General features: G+C 46.1%; 16 protein-coding genes. 8 read left to right on the top strand and 8 right to left on the bottom strand.

From position 1 onward, the window contains the following. Positions 1 to 11 precede the first annotated feature (11 nt). The 6 genes from ACH59B_RS01270 (at position 12) to ACH59B_RS01245 (ending at position 9980) form a co-directional block, all read left to right on the top strand. A complete protein-coding gene (locus ACH59B_RS01270) occupies positions 12 to 1577 on the top strand; it encodes a response regulator transcription factor (RefSeq protein ID WP_016820165.1) in 1566 nt (521 codons plus the stop codon). Positions 1578 to 1616: 39 nt separating this feature from the next. After that, positions 1617 to 3431: a sensor histidine kinase gene (locus tag ACH59B_RS01265; protein ID WP_044786830.1), complete on the top strand. Its 1815-nt coding sequence runs from the start codon at positions 1617 to 1619 to the stop codon at positions 3429 to 3431. Positions 3432 to 3775: 344 nt separating this feature from the next. After that, on the top strand, positions 3776 to 5065 hold the full coding sequence (locus tag ACH59B_RS01260; protein ID WP_016820162.1) for an ABC transporter substrate-binding protein: 1290 nt from the start codon (positions 3776 to 3778) through the stop codon (positions 5063 to 5065). 101 nt (positions 5066 to 5166) lie between these two features. Then, on the top strand, positions 5167 to 6063 hold the full coding sequence (locus ACH59B_RS01255; protein ID WP_016820161.1) for a carbohydrate ABC transporter permease: 897 nt from the start codon (positions 5167 to 5169) through the stop codon (positions 6061 to 6063). Then, entirely contained in the window at positions 6060 to 6884 is an 825-nt protein-coding gene (locus tag ACH59B_RS01250) for a carbohydrate ABC transporter permease (RefSeq protein ID WP_013368914.1), read from the top strand. Before ACH59B_RS01255 ends, ACH59B_RS01250 begins: the two co-directional genes overlap by 4 nt. 51 nt (positions 6885 to 6935) lie before the next feature. After that, the gene (locus ACH59B_RS01245) at positions 6936 to 9980 is read left to right on the top strand and encodes a glycoside hydrolase family 2 TIM barrel-domain containing protein (RefSeq protein ID WP_019685818.1); all 3045 of its coding nucleotides are present in this window, start codon (positions 6936 to 6938) and stop codon (positions 9978 to 9980) included. Between the two features lie 117 nt (positions 9981 to 10097). Here ACH59B_RS01245 and ACH59B_RS01240 read toward each other — a convergent pair whose 3' ends face one another. The 3 genes from ACH59B_RS01240 to ACH59B_RS01230 form a co-directional block, all read right to left on the bottom strand. After that, on the bottom strand, positions 10098 to 10514 hold the full coding sequence (locus ACH59B_RS01240; RefSeq protein ID WP_226888813.1) for a hypothetical protein: 417 nt from the start codon (positions 10512 to 10514) through the stop codon (positions 10098 to 10100). Continuing rightward, positions 10474 to 11412: a YwqG family protein gene (locus ACH59B_RS01235; protein WP_019685816.1), complete on the bottom strand. Its 939-nt coding sequence runs from the start codon at positions 11410 to 11412 to the stop codon at positions 10474 to 10476. The genes ACH59B_RS01240 and ACH59B_RS01235 overlap by 41 nt, the downstream gene beginning before the upstream one ends. A 114-nt stretch (positions 11413 to 11526) precedes the next feature. Next, positions 11527 to 12420 carry an AraC family transcriptional regulator gene (locus tag ACH59B_RS01230; RefSeq protein WP_016820157.1) on the bottom strand — a complete coding sequence of 298 codons (894 nt, stop codon included), beginning with the start codon at positions 12418 to 12420 and terminating at the stop codon, positions 11527 to 11529. 130 nt (positions 12421 to 12550) lie between these two features. Here ACH59B_RS01230 and ACH59B_RS01225 point away from each other — a divergent pair, with 130 nt between their 5' ends. Continuing rightward, complete coding sequence (locus ACH59B_RS01225; protein WP_019685815.1) at positions 12551 to 14809, top strand: glycoside hydrolase family 127 protein; 2259 nt, start codon at positions 12551 to 12553, stop codon at positions 14807 to 14809. 221 nt (positions 14810 to 15030) lie between these two features. Here the strand turns inward: ACH59B_RS01225 and ACH59B_RS01220 are convergent, their stop codons facing one another. Both ACH59B_RS01220 and ACH59B_RS01215 read right to left on the bottom strand, forming a co-directional pair. Continuing rightward, positions 15031 to 16179 (bottom strand): RDD family protein, encoded by a 1149-nt coding sequence (locus tag ACH59B_RS01220; protein ID WP_044786821.1) that lies wholly within the window; start codon positions 16177 to 16179, stop codon positions 15031 to 15033. After that, positions 16163 to 17029, bottom strand: coding sequence for a LysR family transcriptional regulator (locus ACH59B_RS01215; RefSeq protein WP_029514355.1), 867 nt, complete (start codon positions 17027 to 17029; stop codon positions 16163 to 16165). The genes ACH59B_RS01220 and ACH59B_RS01215 overlap by 17 nt, the downstream gene beginning before the upstream one ends. A gap of 134 nt (positions 17030 to 17163) precedes the next feature. On the opposite strand from ACH59B_RS01215, the gene ACH59B_RS01210 reads away from it, so the two are divergent. Then, positions 17164 to 18153, top strand: coding sequence for a zinc-binding dehydrogenase (locus ACH59B_RS01210; RefSeq protein WP_016820154.1), 990 nt, complete (start codon positions 17164 to 17166; stop codon positions 18151 to 18153). An 85-nt stretch (positions 18154 to 18238) separates the two neighbouring features. Here the strand turns inward: ACH59B_RS01210 and ACH59B_RS01205 are convergent, their stop codons facing one another. The 3 genes from ACH59B_RS01205 to ACH59B_RS01195 all read right to left on the bottom strand — a co-directional run bounded on the left by ACH59B_RS01205 (position 18239) and on the right by ACH59B_RS01195 (position 23249). Next, on the bottom strand, positions 18239 to 19630 hold the full coding sequence (locus tag ACH59B_RS01205; RefSeq protein WP_016820153.1) for an MATE family efflux transporter: 1392 nt from the start codon (positions 19628 to 19630) through the stop codon (positions 18239 to 18241). Positions 19631 to 19907: 277 nt separating this feature from the next. Continuing rightward, a complete protein-coding gene (locus tag ACH59B_RS01200; RefSeq protein ID WP_016820152.1) occupies positions 19908 to 21278 on the bottom strand; it encodes an MFS transporter in 1371 nt (456 codons plus the stop codon). A 27-nt stretch (positions 21279 to 21305) separates the two neighbouring features. Continuing rightward, positions 21306 to 23249, bottom strand: a complete 1944-nt coding sequence (locus ACH59B_RS01195; protein WP_404303149.1) for a glycoside hydrolase family 127 protein — start codon at positions 23247 to 23249, stop codon at positions 21306 to 21308. Between the last annotated feature and the right edge of the window lie 140 nt (positions 23250 to 23389).

Below are 23389 nucleotides of genomic sequence, written 5' to 3'. Positions count from 1 at the left end.
AGAGTGCTGTCATGAATGAGCTATGCAACATTTTAATTGTAGATGATGAAATATTGGTACGGCAAGGGATCAAACATCATTTGTCGTGGGAACAATACGGATTTCGAATTGTAGGTGAGGCCTCCAATGGGAAAGAGGCGCTGGAGCTGATTGAAGCCTTGCGTCCTCATATTGTCATTACGGATATCGTAATGCCGATCATGGATGGTGAGGAGCTGACACGCATCGTCAGACAGAACTATCCAGATATCGAGGTGATTGTGCTCAGCAGCTACGGCGAGTTTAATTACGTACGCTCCACCTTTCAGCAAGGTGTGGCTGACTATATTTTAAAGCCCAAGCTGGACACAGATGAGCTGCTTCAGGTGCTCCAGCGAACAGCCCGCAAAATTCCATCCATTCAATATCAGGAAGATGCCGGGAATAATCAAATCACGATGGATCATGTGATCGAAAAATTGATCTCTGGCTATAGCATAGATTATGACGTTGAGCTGGTGAAGCAAGCATTTCCTTACGCCCGTTTTGCGCTCATAGGTATAGAACAGTCGGTACAGCAAGATAAGGGACGCTCTACCAATCCCTCGGCTTCGGACCTATTTTCCAAGCTTACAGACCGAGTAGCCTCTGCCTGTGAACACATCGTTCTGCGACAGCTGCCATCGGATGGGTATGCGGCCGTTTTTTTAGCCAATCTGGGGCCACGGGAATTAGATGCCTGGATGGCTGCGGTTAGGGAAGTTGCTCAAGAGACAAAGCAGCTCGATCCACAGACAGGCTGGGCGGTCAGTCATCTATTTGATGATTTTAATCAGATTAGCAGTGTCTATCAGGATGAACTGCCCAAATTACTAAGCTACCGCTTTTATTTCCCAGAGACAGCGCTGCTGATCGAAGATGAACTCCCTCAGCCTGTTCAGGTGAATCGTTCGTTTAACTTAAAACAGTTTACGGAAGAGATGAAGCGTGAGCATTTTGATACAGCTTTTCAGGATTTGAGGTCCTATGTAGCCGCCATGTCCGGCAACTACACATCGACCGCTTTTGAATTCAAATCGCTGCTCGGAAATATCGTGTTCAACATTACAATTTTGCTCGGGAATCAGGGGTATGATATGAAGGAACTGGATGCGGCGAAATATTCGTATTTCAAAACAATTAATGATGCCCCTCATGTACATGAAGCCGTACGGTTGCTGGAGACTTTTTTAGAGGAAGCGAACCGACAGATCCTGGCTAAGACGCAGCAAGGAAGTAGTGCAAGCATGAAAAAATTGCTGGAGTATATTGAGGAACATCATGCTGAAACACTCAATTTGACGACCCTTGGGCAATATTTCCATTTTAACCCCTCTTATTTGTCCAGTTATTTCACGGCACACCATACAGAGGGATTTAGCGAGTACCTGAACAAAATTCGGGTTGAAAAAGCTGCTGAACTACTGCGATCGGGGACGCTGCCCATTTCAGATATTAGCAGTACAGTAGGCTATTCGGACCCCAGCTATTTTACTAAAGTGTTCAAAAAAGTGAAGGGCTACTCGCCCAGCCAGTACCGCCGGGAGCATCTCCATTAGAGAGCAAGCGCATATCTGCCAGCAGAAAAGAGATCGAATATGAAAAGATATATCCACAAGATCAAATATCAAGGTCTGTTCTTCAAAATCTTTATTGTTATGGTGGTCAGCATCACTGCGGTATCGTTGCTGACCTCTTTGGTGACGATTCGAATGTCTGAACGACTATTCGCTGAGACATTCAGTATTACCAATGCCAAGGTGCTTAGCCAGATTCAATCCAGCTTTGAATCCTTCAATGACTCTATCGTGAATGCTGTAACCCACGCTTCGGAAAATGGAACCGTCAAAAACTATTTGACTAGCGGCCAATCTGACTCGATTAACTCGGCAAGGATTTACTTCGGTATGGCACAGCAAATGAAGCAAATTAAATCGAACGTCGATGCTTATGATGTCGGTGTCGCTGTAACAGGTCTGAACGGACGGAGCTTTTACTCCGATTCCTCCTATTGGCCTGTAACTGCGGAGCAGCTTAAGAGCAGTGCTATTACGGCCCGAAGTGTAGCACGCCCGGCACAGCTTATGTATCAAATGGATACGGAGTTGTTTCATCAACAAATGACTAGCACCATGCAAAAACCCACACCCTATATCATCGCCTCTAAACCATTTATGGAGCGAACCAGTGGCACCTTGTACGGAATGATCTACATTGCCATTCGGGAGCCAGAATTTCGGCGTTTTTATAACAATTTCACGAGTAACGGTAATGATGTGCTGATCTTGGACAAAACAGGACTGATTGTATCGAGCAACCGTCAGGACCTAGTCGGACAACGCTCCAGTGAGCTGCTGGGCTATGCCACCAAAATCAATGAACAGGGACTAAACTATATTAATGCGGATGTAATGAATAAAGAAAGTATCGTTCTTTCCAACTATATCCCTTCATTTGATTTTTATCTGGTGAACATGATCGATAGGCAAACCGCAGTTGGGCAAATTATTGACGTTAAATCTGTTGTCTGGATCTGTATCGCCATTGTACTGATTGCTTTGGTGATTGTTTTTCTCATTTCACGTCGCCTGATTCGTTCTCTGACTCGGCTGGTCAAGCAAATGTCGACTATACGCGAGAAAAATTTTGATAATTATATCCCGGTCACGGGTAGCTACGAGGTCAGACAGTTAAGTCATGCTTACAACTACATGCTTGATGAACTAAATGATTATATTCGTAAGCTTTTAGAAACCCAAAAAGGCCAACGAAATGCAGAGCTAGCTGCACTACAACGGCAGATCAATCCACATTTTCTGTACAATACATTGGCTTCAATCAAAATGCTAGTGCTCAAAGGAAACAAGGAAACTGCCGCCGAGACGATCAATGCACTCATTTCCTTGCTGCAAAATACAATCAGCAATGTGAGCGAAACGATCACCATCGAGCAAGAAATGGCCAACATGCAAAATTATGTATTCATTAATCATGTGCGTTATGGGCAACGGGTACAGGTAAATTATTTTGTATCACCCGATTGTCTGGAGTATCATGTGCCCAAGCTGATCATTCAGCCTTTTATCGAAAACTCTTTTTTCCATGCGTTTAATGAGAAAAACACAGGGCACATCTATATATTGGTGTCGAAAACAGAGGATACATTGATCTGTGAGGTGGTCGATGATGGAGATGGTATGGATTTGGACGGGCATACAGCGCAGGACGGACTGCCGAACCCCAAGAGCAAACGCCAACTATTTACAGGCATCGGCATTCAGAATGTACACAATCGCATTACCCTTTTATATGGAGAAGAATATGGTGTGACCATCTCCAGCAAGAAGGGCGAGGGCACCAAAGTAAGAATGACACTGCCACTGATCGTAAAACCCGCTCCTCCTACCTCATAAAAAATATAGGCTGAACGAAACAAAGAAGTGAAACAAGAATGGAGTGGGCGGAATGGTGCTAGCCATCTAGGCACAACAGCGATGGGAAGCACCATCCGGCCGCGCAGTGGCGCTTCGTGAAAATCTTTAGTTCAATCTATAAAAAGTACCTAAACCTAAAGAAAACACAAATGTAAGCGGTACCTTTTTGGATAAATCATAATAATAAGACCAATCTGTATAAAGATATTCCTAACTGCCAGTAAAGCAAGGATGATAAACTAAATTCATAAACAAGGTAACCGCTTTCAAAAAAAGTTCTACATGGTTAGCAACATATAAAAAAAGAGTAGGGGTTGAACAAAATGAAAAAAATGTCTTTCCTTCTGCTGATTGCAAGCTTGATCTTGTTATCCGCATGCTCCAGCAATTCTGAGAAAGCAGCTACGACCACAGATTCAGGCAAGAAAGAAATTACAGTCTGGGCTTGGGACCCGAACTTCAACATCGCAGCCCTGAAGCTGGCAAAAGATCGCTATGTTGCCAAACATCCAGATGTAACCGTAAACATTGTCGAATATGCTCAAAACGATATCGTTCAAAAAATGAATGCCGGCCTCAACTCCGGTTCTACTAAAGGATTGCCAAACGTGGTTCTAATTGAGGATTACCGGGCACAGAACTTCCTGCAAGCCTATCCCGATTCTTTCCATGATATGACTAATTCGATCAAAGCATCCGACTTCGCTGATTATAAAATCGGACCGACTAGCTACAACGGCAAGCAATATGGAGTTCCTTTCGATTCCGGCGTTATGGGATTGTATGTAAGAACGGATTATCTGGAACAAGCCGGCTACAAAGTAGCGGACTTGACCAATATTGATTGGGACAAATTTATTGAAATCGGTAAAGCTGTAAAACAAAAAACAGGCAAAGATATGCTGACTCAAGATCCGAATGACCTCGGTCTGATCCGTGGCATGATCCAAACTGCAGGTTCTTGGTACCTAAAAGAAGACGGTAAAACACCAAACCTGGCTGGTAATCCAGCTCTGAAAGAAGCGCTCTTGACGTACAAAGCCTTGTTCGACGCCAACATTGTTAAAATGAATGCCGACTGGAGTCAATTCTTGGCCGCATTCAACAGCGGTGCAGTTGCTTCTGTACCTACAGGTAACTGGATTACACCTTCAATTAAGGCAGAAGCTTCGCAATCCGGTAAATGGGCTGTTGTACCTTTCCCTAAACTGAAAAATATACCTGAATCCGTGAATGCTTCCAGCCTCGGCGGCAGCTCCTGGTATGTCCTCAACTCGGACGGTCAAGATACCGCTGCTGATTTCCTGAAAGAAACATTTGGTTCAGATACAGAGCTGTATCAAGATATGCTGAGCAAAATCGGAATTGTTGGTTCATTGAACGCAGCTTCCAGCGGTAAAGCTTATGACGTGGAAGATGCTTACTTCGGTGGCGACAAAGTATACAAGAAATTTGCTGATTGGACTAAACAAGTTCCAAAAGTCAATTATGGCCTGCACACTTATGCAATTGAGGACATCATGACTGTTGAAATTCAAAACTACCTGAACGGAAAAGATGTAGATGCAGTTCTGAAGGACGCTCAAGGACAAGCGGAAGCACAGCTTAAATAAGACAGTCCATCTAGCCAAGGCTAAACAATAAAACGATAAGCACTTAAAACCTTGGGCTTGCGAGTTCAAGGTTTTATTGCTGCATAGGGAGTTGACATGGTATGAAGACAGCCGCGCCCAAAATGACTACAACACGTCTTAAAGCAGGTATGACAGGATGGTTGTTCATATCCATCGCAGTGATCATGATTGCCGCCTTTTATTTCTATCCGATGATTCAGGCGCTAATCTTATCCTTTAAGACGGGTACTGGGTCTAATCTGAGCTTTAACGGCATTGATAACTATAAGCGTCTGTTCACTGACAAAATGTTCATTACCGCTGTGAAGAATACGTTTATCTACTTAATTTTCCAGGTACCTTTAATGGTCATTCTGGCTCTGTTTATTTCCGTATTGTTGAATGATAAAAACCTGAAATTCAAAGGCTTTTTCCGCACCGCCATCTTCTTGCCGTGTATCACATCCCTTGTAGCCTATTCGGTTGTTTTCAAGTATCTGTTCTCGGCTGACGGTTTGGTAAACTCCTTGTTGCTGAACCTGCACGTGATTGGCACGCCAATCCAATGGATTACAGATCCTTTCTGGGCCAAAGTAACGATTATTATCGCGATCACATGGCGCTGGACAGGGTACAACATGATCTTTTACCTGTCGGGTCTTCAAAACATTGACAGTTCCATCTACGAAGCGGCCCGTATTGACGGAGCTTCCCCGATCCGGCAGTTTTTCAGCATTACCGTTCCACTGCTTAAGCCGATTATCCTGTTCACCTCGATTACATCGACGATTGGTACACTTCAGCTCTTCGATGAAATCATGAATATTACCAAAGGTGGACCAGGTAACGCGACATCTTCTATTTCGCAATATATTTATAATCTGTCCTTCAAGTATTCATCCGACTTTGGTTATGCGGCGACCGTATCTTATTCCATCGTCATTATGATCATTATCTTGTCGATTATCCAGTTTAAAGTGGCAGGTGAGAAAAAATGATGAAAACAAAAAGAGCATTTACGTACGCCTTTCTGATTCTTGTGTCATTCATTTCGATTTTCCCGTTCCTGTGGATGCTATCCAGCTCCACGAACCTGTCAGTCGATGTGACCAAAGGCAAGCTTCTGCCTGGCTCCCACCTGATGGATAACATGCACAATCTGCTCGAACAAGTAGACATCGTTACTGCGCTCAGTAACTCTGCAAAGGTTTCCATCTCAACGACGTTGCTGGCTATGCTCATTGCATCACTGGCTGGTTATGGCTTTGAAATTTACAGAAGTAAAGCGAAAGACGTTGTCTTCAATATCCTGCTGATGTCGATGATGATTCCGTTTGCGGCGATTATGATCCCGCTTTACCGGATGTTCGGCAGCATTTCTAATGTGATACCGTGGATCGGCATTGATACGCTCTCTTCTGTCGTTATTCCAACCGTAACTACGGCGTTCCTGATCTTCTTTTTCCGTCAAAGCACCAAGATGTTTCCCAAGGATCTGCTGGAAGCTGGCCGGATGGATGGATTATCCGAGCTGGGTCTGTTCTTCCGGGTGTATATGCCTACGATGAAAACAACCTATGCCGCTGCCGCAATTATCACGTTCATGTCCAGCTGGAACAACTACCTCTGGCCTCTGATTGTACTGCAAACGCCAGAAAATCAAACCATCCCGCTGTTGATCTCGAACCTCGGCTCCAGCTATGCACCGGACTACGGCGTTATTATGATTGCCATTGTCCTGTCCACATTGCCGACTGCACTGGTATTCTTCCTGATGCAGAAGCACTTTGTCGCAGGTATGGTCGGCTCGGTAAAATAATAGATTTCTGTATACGGTCTTCATTCAATTTAAAAATAAGGAGTGTTCGCCTTGACCATTCATACCCCTAGTCTGGACTGGCTCACCGATGTAACCAAATTCGCCGTAAATCGCTTGCCTGCCTATTCCGATCATAAATATTACACCACGCTTCAGGAAGCAGAACACCAGGCCGATATGGTCTGGCGTCACAGCCTGAATGGGAGTTGGAAGTTCAACTATGCGACGAATCCAGCCACTCGCCCAGCAGAATTCTATGCCCCTGACTTTGAATATGGCGGCTGGAGCGATATTCAGGTACCAGGTCATATTCAGACGCAAGGCTTCGGCCAAATGCAGTACGCCAATACGATGTACCCGTGGGACGGACATTCGGACGTTCGTCCACCTCATATTCCACAAGACCACAATCCGGTCGGTAGCTATATCAAAAGCTTTGTTTTGCCTGAAAATATGGCTTCTGACGCGCAGCCTGTGTTCATTTCTTTTCAAGGTGTTGAGTCGGCTTTCTATGTATGGCTGAACGGACAATTTGTCGGTTACAGCGAGGACAGCTTTACACCGTCTGATTTTGAACTGACACCCTACCTGCAAGCTGGCGAAAACAAGCTGGCGGTAGAGGTATATCAAAGAAGTACGGGAGCTTGGCTGGAGGATCAGGATTTTTGGCGTTTTTCCGGCATTTTCAGAGACGTATATTTGTACACGATCCCTACTGTTCACGTACGCGACCTGCATGCCAAGGCGGACCTGGATGCTACCTACACGCAGGGCCTGCTGGAATTGAAACTGACTTTGGAGCAACCAGCAACAGCCCATACAACTGTCGATGTGAAGGATGCCACCGGACATATAGTAGCTTCTTTGAAAGCTGACTTTACAGATGGCATCGCCTCGCTGTCAGCAACTTTGGAGCAAGTAGAGCGCTGGAGCGCGGAAAGGCCTTATTTGTACACGTTGTTCATTCAAATTTATGATGCCGATGGAACACTCGTCGAGGTGATCCCACAAAAGGTTGGTTTCCGCAAATTCGAGATGGTGAACAAGGTCATGCATCTGAATGGCAAGCGCATTGTGTTCAAGGGCGTGAACCGTCATGAATTTAACGCTCGTACCGGGCGTGCAATTTCCCGTGAAGATATGCTGTGGGATATTCGGACACTCAAGCAGAACAATATGAACGCTGTACGTACCTCTCATTATCCGAATCAGACACTGTGGTATGAGCTGTGCGATGAGTACGGGATATACGTGATTGACGAAATGAACCTGGAAACACACGGTTCCTGGCAAAAACTCGGCGCGGTCGAGCCTTCGTGGAATATTCCGGCCAATCTGCCTGAATGGCAGGATATCGTTATGGATCGCGCTATTTCCATGCTGGAACGGGACAAAAACCATGCATCCATTCTGATCTGGTCCTGCGGAAATGAGTCGTATGCAGGCGAAGTGCTACGCAATGTCGCTAATTATTTCCGGTCCACCGATCCGAGCCGTCTGGTACACTACGAAGGCGTGTTTCACAATCGTACGTATGATGATACCAGCGATATGGAGAGCCGGATGTACGCCAAGCCCGCTGATATCGAGCAATACTTGAATGACAATCCACAAAAGCCGTATATCAGTTGCGAATACATGCATGCTATGGGCAATTCTGTGGGCGGCATGCACAAGTATACCGAGTTGGAGAACAAATACGAGCTGTATCAGGGCGGTTTTATTTGGGATTACATCGACCAAGCGGTCATGAAAAAAGATCGTTACGGACGCGAGTACCTCGCGATCGGCGGCGACTTTGACGACCGTCCAACAGACTATGGCTTCTGTACGGACGGAATTGTCTATGCGGACCGGAAGGTTTCACCGAAGATGCAGGAGGTCAAATTCCTGTACCAAAATTTGAAGCTCATCCCGGATACCAAAGGTGTGACCATTCGCAATGAAAACCTGTTCGAGGGAACAGGGGACTATGAACTGGTATACAGCCTGTTGCATGAAGGTCAAGAGATCACGCGAAATGTGAGTCATGTGGATGTGGCGGCTCAGACCGAAGCCTATATTCCATTGACGTTCCCAAGCACAGACGGGAAGCCTGGGGAATATGTCATTCACACGGCGCTTGTATTGAAGGAAGCGACGCTCTGGGCTGAGGCTGGGCATGAAGTAGCCTTCGGACAGCATATTTTCATTGTGGAAAATCCAAATCCGCTGAAAGCTCCTACAGGTGGAGCCCTACGAGTGGTGCATGGCGATGTAAATATTGGCGTTCACGGTACAGATTTCAGCATCATGTTCTCCAAAGGAGCAGGCAGCCTGACTTCACTTCGCTACGCGGGACGTGAGATGATCGCTACGCCTCCTGCCCCGTTGTTCTGGCGGGCGACCACAGACAATGATCGGGGTACCGCACTCGGTTTTGAAGCTGGTGGCTGGTTCGCTGCAAGTCTGACGCGTAAATGTGTGGACATCGAGGTCACGGAAGAGCAGGCAGACCGTGTGACCATTACGTTCCGCTACACGCTGAGCATTCATGCCGACGTACAGGTAACGGTAGCCTATACCGTCTTGGCGGATGGCAGTCTGAACGTAAAATCCACCTATGAAGGTGTATCGGGACTGCCTAACCTGCCGATCTTTGCCCTTTCGTTCAAGGTTCCAGCGGACTACCGCCATCTGGACTGGTATGCGATGGGACCAGAGGAGAATTACATCGACCGGGCCTTCGGTGCTAGACTTGGCGTATTCCGCAACGAAGCTGCGGATAACGTGTCCGGGTATGTCGTGCCACAGGAATCCGGCAATCGTACAGGCGTGCGCCGTGTCGATATTACTGACGATTCCCAGCGGGGCATCCGCATTACCGCACCTGCCACCGCGCCGGTGGAATGCAATATATCGCCGTATACAGCGTTCGAGCTGGAAAGTGCATACCATGTGTATGAGTTACCAAACGTGTATTACACCGTTGTCACCGTAGCTGGCAAGCAAATGGGCGTAGGCGGCGACGACAGCTGGGGTGCTCCAGTACATGAAGAATATCAAATCCCAGCCGATCAAAAGCTGGAATTCGAGTTTACCGTGCAGCGGGTATAAATACACTCCCCGCATAGGCAAGTATATATAACAAAAGCCCTTCCGCTGCTTCCCTCATGGAAAGCCGGAAGGGCTTTTGTATTTACGTAATTGTAGAATAGGCGGCGGACGCCCTATCTATTTCAAAACAACTTCAATATCACGTCCAGGATCACTGTACTTGTAGATGCCAGGATTTAGTTCCAATCTTCCGTCTAATTTAATATCTTTATAACGATCAACATTAACGCCTGTGGATACCATACCCTTCGCAATGATCTCAGGTACTACTTCTTTGCCGTTAATTCGCATCGTTGTTTGGCTGACACCTTTGAAGCCAGGGGAACCGGATTTCGATTCGACAATCAAATCTTTTCCCTCTGTATAGTATGCAAAATCAATTTGATAACCGTCCGCTTTAAGGCCAGCGAACTGTTTCTCTTCTTTAGGTTTATGAAGTGTGACCCAATTTTTAGACGTATCACGTTTCTCAATGACAGCATCGGCGCCCCGGCTAGCTCGTAGCCAGATTGACATACGTTCGCGTGAAATCAAGGTTTTTCAAATCCCTTTGATCTATAAAAAACTCCAAATACCCTGCGTCCCACCAGCACATACCGACCTCATTCAAGGATGATACAGAGAGCAAAACATGCCAATTTTCCGAAGCTTGATCGTGCTTTTCCCGATTCGCCTGGTATTCTTGCAGCTGAGGCAGCACTTCAGATCGTAACTGCTCCGCATACTCCGTACTTCCCCTATGCATAGCTTGCTCGGCTTCCTGGTGGATCTGACTCTCACTCTTATGCCAGTTAAATAGAAGACCCTCCAGCCCGTTTCGGCGTAGATAAGCATCCCGACGAGTATTCCCGGCAAAAGACTGATGCTGTCCCCACACCGTGTCGCTATGTTCATATAGAAGCTCATAAAGCTCTTCGTACTGATCTAAAAGGATATCTCCCAGCTCACCCTCCGATGGCAGCGTCAAGATCGGCTGAAAAGAAATTGCATACGAGGTGAAATCCCTGTTCTCGGCACATACTTCAACCTTCCCATTCGGCGGCAAAGTTTTCTTCAAAGCGCTGCTGTCACCGTTATAGTAAAAGACTTTATGGTCAATATCATAAGCTGGCTCATCCAGCCCAAGAAAAAAGTATAATATGCCCTGATGAGGCAATCCCTCGAATGGTGAAAAAGGCAACTCGCTTAGATTGATCTGAGCAATAAACGTATAATATTCTCCGTCTGAATCACACGGCCACTCGATTGAGGGGGGCAAATCCGGGTAGCCAGCAATTCGACTATTGCCAACACGCTCGTAATTTTCTTTATGATCTAGATGAAATTGTATAGCAGCTTGAGCTTCTTGATTGATCTCTTTTTTTAATTCTTCACCAAGTGAATGCTCTTCGAGTATTCGAGTCAGTTCTTCCTTTAATGGTGGTTGTAGCATCTCACTCGCCCCTTTTAACAAAGTATTATGTATTGCACTCTCATTCAATCTCTCTTAAATCAGATTATCAAATTATAGTCTGATAAGCCATGCCTGCTGTAAAGCGGAAATGGACTAGACATTGTTCATAAATGTTTTGTGATAGGCATTCCGGTATTGCGAGGGAGTCATATGGACTCGCTTTTTGAACAATCGCATAAAATACTTCTCATCCGTGTATCCCGCTTCCTCCGCAACCTGCTTAATGCTCATATCTGTACGGGAAATTAGTTCCTTCGCTTTGTTGATTCGAATACTGTGAATGAACTCCAAGGGGCGCATGCCCGTATTTTGCTTGAATAAACGAGATATATAATCCTTGTTGTAATTGAACTTCCGAGCCAGATCGGTCACGGTCAGCGGTTCCTCAGCATGAATTCGAGTCCACTCGATAATCTTGTTCATACTCACGTTCCCCTGTGAATGGACAGGATTGGAGATCAAGCGACTGAGGGCCAGTTCAGATATCTCAATCAGCAGTGAGGTGAACAAATAGTTAGCACTGTGATATGTAAGATAATGTGAGTTGGCGACATGCAAAATTTGATTGACAATAATATGAATCCGATCTCCATTATCTGCCTGTACACTTTGCGGTAAATAGATATCGCGCATTACGCCATGACGCTGCAAAAGCCCGTCCATAGCACTTGTTTCCTGCTTCATTTCCTCACTAGATAATACATTCGGGGTCGCAGGCACATCGAAGTGAAACCAATAAAATTTAACCCCCGGCAATGATTCCCGGTATCCTCGGTGCGTACGACCAGGGTACAGCAATAGAATATCTCCTTCCCCTATTTCAAAATCCTCCTGTTCCTCCCGTATATATACCGTTTCTTGGACACCCAGGATCAACTCAAAGTTCTCAATGGAACGGCTCATATGCTTCCATGGCACCTCGGAAACAAACTCGCCTGCCGAGATTAGTTGGATCGGAGTATCTACATTCACTTTCAGATAGGTCATGTTATCGCCTCTTTAGATTCATGTTCGGATTTGTCCACCCATTGTATGGTTAAGCTACTGACATACCGCGGTTGCAATGCTAATGTAGTGGAGAAATATACACTTCCATCTTAGCTAAGGAGCGATGATTTTGAAAGCACAAGCTTTTGACTTGCATAAAGTAAGTATTGATTCCGGCCCACTTTACCACGCTATGGAACTGAATACGACCTATCTGCTGGGTTTGGAACCCGACCGTTTATTGTCACGTTTTCGTGAATATGCGGGCTTGGAACCCAAAGCGGCTCATTATGAAGGCTGGGAAGCACGCGGCATCAGTGGACATACACTTGGGCACTACCTGTCTGGCTGTGCACTAATGTTTGCCTCTACAGGCGATAAAAGATTGCTGGAACGAGTAAACTATGTGATCGACGAGTTGGAGATATGCCAAAACAGTCATGGAAACGGATACATTTCCGGTATCCCGCGCGGGAAAGAGATTTTTGAAGAGGTCAAATCCGGAGATATTCGTTCCCAGGGCTTTGATCTTAACGGAGGTTGGGTACCGCTATATACGATGCACAAGCTCTTCGCAGGCTTGCGTGATGCCCACCTACTCGCTCATCATCCCAAAGCATTAGCGATGGAAATCAAACTCGGCGACTGGCTGGAGGATGTATTCCAAGGACTGAGCGATGAACAGGTGCAACAGGTGCTCCATTGCGAGTTTGGCGGCATGAACGAGGTGCTGACCGATCTGGCGGAACATTCTGGAGAGACACGCTTTCTGAATCTGGCGGAACGCTTTTATCATGGAGAAGTGCTGAATGATCTGGCAGACAGCCGCGATACGCTGGCAGGACGACATGCTAATACGCAAATTCCTAAAATCATTGGTGCAGCACGGCAGTTCGAAGTGACAGGCAAACCTCTATATGCGGACCTCTCCCGCTTTTTCTGGGATCGGGTGGTTCACAAGCATTCCTACGTAATCGGCGGCAATAGCTATAATGAACATTTTGGTGAACCTGGCAAGCTGAATGATCGTTTGGGTGAGGGCACCTGTGAAACCTGCAACACCTACAATATGCTGAAATTAACAAGACATATGTTCGAATGGGACGCATACGCAGCTTATGCCGACTACTATGAACGGGCAATGTTTAATCATATTCTGGCTTCACAGCAGCCTGTAGATGGACGTGTTTGCTATTTTGTATCGCTGGAAATGGGTGGACACAAGTCCTTCAATTCTCAATATGAGGATTTTACATGCTGTGTCGGGTCCGGTATGGAGAGTCACTCTATGTACGGCACCGCGATTTATTTTCACACAGCAAATACAATCTATGTTAACCAATATGTCCCTTCTACTGTGACGTGGGGGGAAATGGATGTACAGCTCCAACAAGAAACTCTCTTTCCGCAAAATGGGCGAGGAACGCTGCGTGTCATAAGCAAGGAGCCCAAGTTCTTCACGATCAAGCTAAGATGCCCACACTGGGCGGAGCAGGGCATGATGATTAAGATCAACGGGGAAGAGTATGCCGCAGAGGCATGTCCTACCAGCTATATTGTAATTGAACGGGAATGGAACGATGGAGATACGGTCGAGTACGATATTCCTATGACAGTAAGAGTTGAGGAAATGCCAGATAATCCGCGACGAATTGCCTTCATGTACGGTCCACTTGTGCTGGCTGGAGATCTGGGTCCTGTTGAACAGGAGTCCAACGAGGAACGTCTGCTGGCATCTGTTCTGATCGGATCGGCTGATTCCTTGGCAACCAAGCTGACTGCTGACAGGATCGAGCCGAATACATTCCATCTAAGCGACCTGGGTTATATCGGAGAGTTGAAGCTTCGTCCGTTTTATCAGATATATGATCGTTCTTATACCGTTTATTGGGATCTCTTTTCCAAGGAGGAGTGGACATCAACAGAGGCAGAATACCGTACCGCGTTAGCGTACCAGCTGGAACTGGAACGACGTACAGTGGATGTTGTGCAGCCTGCCGAAATGCAGCCTGAACGGGATCATGCCTTTACTGGCGAACATGTAGGCTTGGGGTCCATCTATAACCGCAAATATCGCGATACATGGCCTGGGGGCTGGTTCTCTTTTGTCATGAAGGTGCTCCCTGATGAGCCTGTCCAATTAGCAGTGACCTATCTGAAGGACTCCGACCGCTCTCATCGTGACTTTGACATCATCGCAGATGGTCAGAATTTGGGAGAAGGCAAGCTGGAATCCGAGGAAATGAATAAATTCGAGACGTTTGCCTATGAGTTGCCTCTGTCTGTGACGAGCCACAAAAATGAAGTGACAATTCAATTCAAAGCCCATCCACAAGGCAAGGTGGCGAAAGTGGCTGGATTACGAGTGATCAGACATTCTATTGTATGACCAAATGATCTATATAAATCTACGATAACGCCACTACGCAGGCGGATAGTGTTTCCCAACTCCACCGCTTTGCTTGTCCAGCACTATTCTGCCTGCTCCGTTTTTTGATGTTCATCTTTTAAATTCAGCTTAAATACAAAAAAAACAGATGCTCCTATGAGCTATCTGCTTTTTTTGTTTACCCTAATAACTTCGAATATAGTGGCTGCTTCATGTTCACGTTACATCATGTTCATTTCACGGAAACTGTCTCTAATCTTGCGCAGCTCTTGCTGGGCTCGACCGTACCGGGAAGCGTAGGTCCAAGCAAGCACTTGATGATAATGCGAAGGCGTTTCAATCGTGGTCACATTATACATGATCGGAATCCCGTCCACTTCTCCTTTTAGGGTGAATTCAATGGCTGGGTATCCATTCACCATCCTGTCGGAGGTCAGCCCCAATTCGGGGTCCGTAATTCCTGACACCAAATGATCCTCAATGATCCCTTTATATTCTTGAAGGGTCATACTGCTGTCAAAGTCGCTTTTCGGTTCAGACAATACAATCAAATATCTATCGGTAAATTCATTTTTAATGGAAATATCCGCTTCCTCATTAATCATATTATCTCGTGACCAATTCCACGGAGCCGTAATCGCAAACTGGTTATCCTTACTGATAAATACCTCTGGCTTCACGATTTGAGTAATGAGCGTAGAAATTAAGGATACAGCCAAGACAATCGAAGCGATCGTCATCAGGATGATTGCTCCTGCAATAATTCCGTTTTTCTTTCTGCCTACCTTCCCCAAATCCCGTACCTTAACTACATATGTATTGGCGACCATATCTCCAATTCGTTGTTTCCGAGGTGTCACCAGCACACAGATGCCGGCGGGCAGCCCCCAGAAAAGCAGCGGATTCGTATCCACCAGATATATGAGCGTACGGATCAACGATTTAATCATGCCTGGCGGCCTTCCTTCTCCATTCACAACCTGAATACGAAGTACAAACTTGCCCAGCGTATAGCCTGTAAGTCCTTCCAGTAACAGATAATAGCAGAAAGAGCCAATCAAGAAGAGAATCACTACCATGCCCAGATTTGGAGTTTCCGTTTCAGATAGTTTCTTCGCTGCGAAATAAACCAGCCCTCCATACCCAAAGACGATAAGAATGAAGTCAATCATCCAGGCGGCCCATCTTCTGAAAAAGATAGAGGCTCCGTATGTCTCTGATAATACCGCCATCCTATCTGGTTCTCGTCGTTGATAGCCGCCATTCCTCACAAATTCTCCCGGTGCTACTGTAGATGGGTTTTTCGATAAATGATGTTCTTCCAAATGATACACCCCTGATGTCAATTTAATCCTAGTTAAGTATAGCATCCTTTTTCATCCAGTGGAGCAAGCCTGACAGCGCACTGGAGTAAGCCGAATCCCGCCGATGAACAAACCACACCTCTAATTTGCGATATGTTTCGGGTAAACGATGCGAAGCAATCCTTCCTGCCTCCTTCGCCTTTACAATTGACGAGTGTGGAAGCATGGACACCCCCAGGCCAGAGGCTACACCACCCACAATGACTTCCAATGTCCCAAATTCCATAGTCTGATACGCATCTACACCTGCTTCGCTCAGAAAGCTTTCCGCTCTTGCCCGATGCGTGCAGCCTATATCGAAGAACAGCATAGGCTTGGCGAGCAACTTGCTCATATCACTTTCTCCCGGTTCCGAAATAAGCACCAACTCCTCTTCGAAAGCTGCCACATGCTCTATATTGGGATCATCGACAGGGCCATAGACGAATGCCCCATCTAATTCGTAATTCAATACCTTTTGTACAAGAGCATGCGTCCCCCCGGTCATAAGCGACAGATGCACATCAGGGTATTGAGCGTGATATCCCGTCAATAATGAGGTTAGATGCGTAACCGCAGTCGTCTCAATCGAGCCCAGTCGCAACGGTCCCGCAGGCTGAGCCGAATATTGAGTAGACTTCTCTGCCTCGTCGAGCAAGGTAAGTATGGATTCCGCATACTCCAGCAGATTCTCTCCTGCCGATGTTAGCGTCATTCCGCGATTAGATCTGCGAAATAGCGGTACGTTCAATTGTGCCTCAAGCTGCTGAATCCGCGAGGTCACATTGGACTGTACATAGTTCAACACTTGTGCCGCCCTTGTGATACTGCCCTCGCGAGCAACCGCCCGAAAAATTTTCAAATCACTGCTTTCCATGTACACGTCACCTGCTTGGTATGATCATTTATGATACTGACGTTCGATTTTGTTCATTTTACCGGATGCTTGCCGCTCTGTACAATTCAAAGTACATGCAAATGCATCTAAAATCGACTACAGGAGGCTTTAAAATGAAAGCTGTAATACATACCGGCAAAAGCGGCCTTGAGGGCCTGATGTATAAGGACGTTACGGACAGACATCCGGGGCACGGCGAAGTGAAGGTCAGACTCAAAGCCGCGGGCTTGAATCATCGGGATCTGTTCCTCTTGGCGGATCGAACCGCCAACGACGCTCCACTCATTCTCGGATCGGATGGAGCAGGCGTGATCGAAGCTATAGGCGCTGGCGTTCCAAACTCGCTGGTTGGCACTGAAGTAATCATCAATCCTTGTATCGGATGGGAAAAGACGCACCTCGTTCCCTTGGTTCCTGCCATTCTGGGCGGTCCTTCGGATGGAACATTGGCCGAATCGGTCATCATTCCCGCTCAAAATGCCGTCAGCAAGCCAGCTTACCTGTCTTGGGAAGAAGCAGGGGTACTGCCTCTGTCTGCCTTGACCGCTTACCGCGCTCTCTTCACTAGAGGCCAATTGCGGCAAGGGGATCATGTCCTCATTCCCGGTATTGGCGGCGGGGTAGCCACGTATGCCATGCTTATGGCCTTAGCGGCGGGCGCACAGGTCAGCGTCACATCACGTAGCGAAGCCAAAAAACAAGCTGCTCTCGCCCATGGCGCTCATCATGCATTCGACAGTGATAGCGATTGGAAAGAAAGTATGAACGGAGACACCGTGGATCTGATCCTTGACAGCATCGGACCCGCTACGTTCGATAAATATCTGGATGTCATCAAACCGGATGGTCGAATCGTTACATTTGGCGCAAGCTCAGGAGATCACATAGAGATTCCACTTCGCTCCATATTTTTCCCACAGATTAGCATCATCGGTACCTCTATGGGGAGCAGCGAGGAATTCGCAGATATGCTCCAATTCATGGAGCGTCATTCCCTTCATCCCATTATAGACGGCGTCTTCCCTCTACAAGATACGGCGCAAGCCTTTTACCGTATGCAGCAGGGAGCGCAGGTAGGCAATATAGGGATCAGCATGGAGTAATACGCACCTAACCATATGCGTCTAGAAAAAAATCCACTACTATAAAGGGCCTCATCCGAGGTCAATTTTATAGTAGTGGACCTATTCAGTCGATCAAACGATGCTGAACCCATTTGTTGCCGCGGAAGCGCCAGAGGAAAACGATCCCCCGCACCCCCCATTCAATATCCATGGCCAGCCAAACACCCACAATTCCCCAATTGAACACAATACCCAAAACATATCCGAGCACTACCCGACATAGCCACATGGACAGCATTGAGGTGAGGGACGTAAATTTGGAGTCACCTGCCGCCCTAAGCGCAGAAGGTGTGATAAAGGCGATGGACCAGAGCGGAATCTGGGCCAACGTATTAATCAGCATGACCATAAAAATGTCATCTACAATTTCAGCAGGCGGATGAAACAGCCCTACCATCGGCTTAAACAAAGGCATTAGGATTAGCCCCATTACAATAAACGAAGCGGACGACAGCCAAATAAACGATTTGGTAAACTTGCGGGCATCGTGTACATTTCGCCGTCCCATGCATTGACCGACCACGGTCACAATTGTAAGAGCCAGAGCATTTGCAGGAATTTGGAACACATTAGCTAGGGATGAGCAAATGGCATTCGTCGCCAATGCATTGGTCCCCAGGTTCACAATGAAAATTTGGGTTAAAATTTTACCCCCATTAAAAAACATCTGTTCCGCCGCAAAAGGAAGACCAATAAACAGAATCTTTTTAAGCATAGCCAGATTAAAATAAAGCATATCCCTAAGCTGGACACGCAAGTCATCATCTACCCTGACCAAATAAATCAACGCGCAGGCAGCCCCTGCATATCTGGACACATTGACTGCAATCGTCATGCCCAGTACACCCATATCCAACAAGTTAATAAATACGACATTCAGCAGTACGTACGAAAAGTTCATGATAAGCGAAAGAGCCAGCGATGCCCTCGTCTTGCCGATCCCTCTCAGCGCTCCACATACCGCTTCAACAATCGCAATCCCTACAAAGGACATACAGCTTCCCAGCAGGTACACCTTGCCGTTAGCCAATACATCAGGCGAGGCGGAGCCAAACAGCACACTTAAAATTGGATTGTACAACACGATCATAAACAGACTGATGCATAAGGCCAGCAAGGAAACGGAGGATATGGTACCGGAGGTTGCTTTAGAGACCATAAGGTCATTACCGCTCCCCTTATACTGCGCCACGACAACCGTTCCCCCGGTAGACACAGCCACAAACACATTAATTAGAAAAATATTTAATGAATCAATCATATTTACGGCACTGACCGCCGCCATTCCTGACGAGCTAATCATAGCCGTGTTCACCAAATTAAGACCTACGATAAAAGCCTGATCAATCAGAAGCGGGATAAACAGGGCGATAATCTGCCGATAATCAATGGACTCTCCTGAAAAATGTCTATTTAGAAAGCCATGCGTTCTCATCCTTACACTCAGTTGACTCATATTATCACATTCTTTTTTATCAAATTGAAAAAAACCCTTCAGCAGAAGAGTCTTTCATGGCGAAAAAATGTATAAAGTTGCAAGGCTAGATGTCTCTGGCTCTTGATTCTGTACACTTTTCTCTACATAGAAGTATCACTCTAAAAGAAAATCCTGTCAATGGTTTTGCTCACATTTGAATAGAAAAAACCGAAAAAACCTGCTCAGCTTAATGAACAGGTTTTTAAGCAGTATGACCATGCTATGAAACGTTATTAACCTCTTGTTATAAGAATGATTATGATCTTCCCGCAATTAAATCTTGTTGAATAGAAGCTTCATTCTTCTCGAATTTCTTATAGAAAAACATAGGAATGATTCCGATTAAGAAGACGATAAACGGTAGCCAGATAAAGCTGAACTGAATGCCAGACAAAGCAGTCGGGGTCTGAACCTTTCCAGCAATATAGCCTGTGCTACCCATAACCCATGCTGGCAATAATCCGCCAATTCCGCTCCCCGCTTTAATACAGAATGCGCTTCCAATAGAAGTCAGGAATCCACTTGCCCGAATTCCATTTTTCCATTCCCCGTAATCTACTGTATCGGACAACATGGCAAATGGCATCGAGCACGCAAAGCCTGATCCTAAGGCACCTATGATCCAACCAGCAATAATAAGGGTTAAGTTTGTACTTCCCATTAAAATCACGACTTGACCTAGTGCAGCTAATATCAATCCGATAATCATGATCGTATTTTTACTTAATTTTCTGGCGAAAAACGGAATCAGAACCATCGAGATCAATTGCAAAGAGGTCAATCCATTGATTAAAGGCACCAAGTCCTTACTATCCAGATTGTATTGCAGATAAAAAATGAGCGTGGCAGAACGAATATTCAAGCCGATCCAGTAACACAGGTTAGCAGCTACAACGAGCATCCAGGGCCAGTTTCGCTTGATAGCTGTAAAGCTTTTAGCAATCGGGACAGCTTTCGTTTTCACTGCCGCATTTTCACGCAAATCGGCAAACGCTATGAAAAACATAATAATCGCCATGATTCCAAATAAAACGAGTGTTAAAGAAAAGCCTTTTTGATCATTTCCCTGTCCAAAGAAGGCTACGAGGGGTAATGTGAACGTCGTGGCGATGAAGAAGCCCACGTTTCCCCCGACCATACGGAAAGAGTTCAAGACCACACGTTCATTGGAATTGGTGCTCAGGTTAGGCAGAATAGACGTAATCGGCGTACTGATTCCCGTATACAGGATACCCGCTATGATATAAGTGATAGCCGCGTATGCAATTTTCCCCGATTCACTCCAATTGGGTGTCGTAAACGTAAGGACCATGAACACGGCAAACGGAACAGCTAGCCATAGAAAATAAGGTCTGCTCTGACCGTATTTGGACTTGGTCCGGTCAATCAGGATGCCCCAGATCGGGGCATCAATGGCATCAATAAAACGGGTGATAAATAGTAATGTTCCGGCAATCCCGATAGAAAGACCGAATACATCTGTATAAAAATATAACAGATAGCTGGAGATGACACAGTATAGTAGATTGCCAGCCGTATCCGTTAATGAATAGCTGATTTTACGATGAAAAGGAACGGTACTGGTTGCTTTTTCAGGTGGTTCCGTACTCACAATTCTCGTACTCATGATCTTTCCTCTCCTCATGCGAATGAATTATGATTCATAAACCCATACACGCATTTCCCCTTTGGCCCGATTACACCAGGCGTAGTAAGGAATAGCGGTAATTTGTTGAGGAACAAGTTCAAGGGGCTCGGAGCTGTATAATGCATTCGAACTTTTTACCCGATGTCCCTCTATGGTCAGCTTTACAATGCCACCTAGCAGATTTTCGCTAAACTCTTCTGTAATAGGACTATCCTTTGGTAATCTTAGCCCTGCCAGGTTCGCCCCATTATCCGCTTCTTCCAGACAGTACACGACTGGACCGCGTTGGAGAGCAATTTGCTGCTGGTTCATGGAGACAAGCGGGTTGCTCCGAATGCGCTCGACCGGCATAGCCAAATGCAAAGTGACCACATCGCCGTCCTTCCAAGTGCGCTGAATCTCGACATAGCCCTTTTCAAGCTGGTCTAGCGCTATAACTTCCCCATTCACCTTGACCTCTGCCTGCTTGCACCACCCTGGGATTCGCAGTGCCCATTTAAATGTAGTTGGCTCTGCTACATGGATCGAAAGAGCGAGATCCGCATCCCACGGATAATGATGAGTTTGTCTAATTTCAACGTCTTGGCCAGATAAATTCATGTTCACCTTGCTGGCAATATACAGATGCGTATACAATGTGTCCTCGGTCTGGGTGTACATATTGTCCTCCACCGATGCAATCATTCGCGCCAAATTGGGTGGACAGCAGGCACAGAAGAACCATTTTTGCCGCTCTGTTTTTACATGTTCCTGATCTTTTCTCGATTTTTGAAAAGGATTGACTTCCAGCGGATTTACGTAGAAAAACCGTTTCCCATCCAGATCCATTCCGCTGATCGTTCCGTTGTATAACGCACGCTCCAAAACATCGGCATATTTCCGGTCCGGCGCTAAGCGCAGCATGCGGTTAGCCCAGAAGGCCAGCCCTACAGAGGCGCAAGTTTCGCAGTACATGCTGTCATTGGGAAGATCATGATGGCAAGTGAACGCTTCCGCGTTCACCGTAGACCCGATTCCGGCGGTAATGTACATTTTGTGGTTCGTGACATCATCCCACAGCGTTTCACAGGCTTGTAACAGGGAAGCATCTCCCGTTTTTGCGGCCAGATCCGCCATCGCAATATACAAATACACTGCTCTTACCGCATGACCGACCGCCTCTTTTTGTTCCCGTACAGGTTGGTGTGCCTGCTGGTACTCAAAGCCTAGGCCAAAATTAATGTTGTTATCATCATTCCAGGTGGGCTCTGTTTGAATATGCTTTCTCTTTTCTTGCTCCTCCACAAAATAAATTGGATGCTGTCCCCGCTGTTGGATAAAATATTGCGCTAATTTAAGATATTGTTCCTTAGCCGTTACGTCGTATAATTTGATCAAGGCCAGCTCAATTTCTTCATGGCCCGGATAGCCTTTCCTTTTCCCTTCTTCTGTACCAAAAGTCTGCTGAATCAGGTCTACGTATTTCTCCATAATGTGAAGAAATTTCGTCTTACCTGTCGTTTCATAATAAGCAACAGCCGCTTCTATAAAGTGCCCGGCACAATACAGCTCATGATTATCTCTTAGGTTCGTCCAGCGATTATCGGGTTCCTTGAGCAGATAATACGTATTCAGATACCCATCCTCAGCTTGAGCCCTTCCCAACAGTTCAATAACTTCATCGGCTCGCTCTTCCAGCGCAGAATTTGGATGATCCCTTAAGCTAAAAGCGACCGTCTCCAGCCATTTGGCAAGATCACTGTCCTGGAAAACGGTTCCATAATACTCCCCACTGGATTCCCCGGCTGCAATTCTAAAGTTCTCAATCGCATGACTGGGTTCTGTATCTGGTAATTCATCATTTAATGCTTTCCACTGATAGGGAATGACCTCTTCCGCCACAACCTGCTTATACTTTTTCCAAAATGAATCATCGACGATGACATGCTTTACTGGCTTTGCCGTTTTCATTGAATAAACATCCCTTCCTGGAAATAGAACGCTTTCATTTTTGAAAAAATAAGGATAAAGTAATGATAATATCGAACAGGCTAACCTGAGCGCCCCTTGCTACAGTCCTTATTTTATCAACCTGAATTTATAAAAAAAAT

The sequence above is a fragment of the Paenibacillus sp. DP01 genome (assembly GCF_044784315.1).
Classification (GTDB): domain Bacteria; phylum Bacillota; class Bacilli; order Paenibacillales; family Paenibacillaceae; genus Paenibacillus; species Paenibacillus polymyxa.
This window is presented reverse-complemented; position numbering and strand designations above follow the sequence as displayed.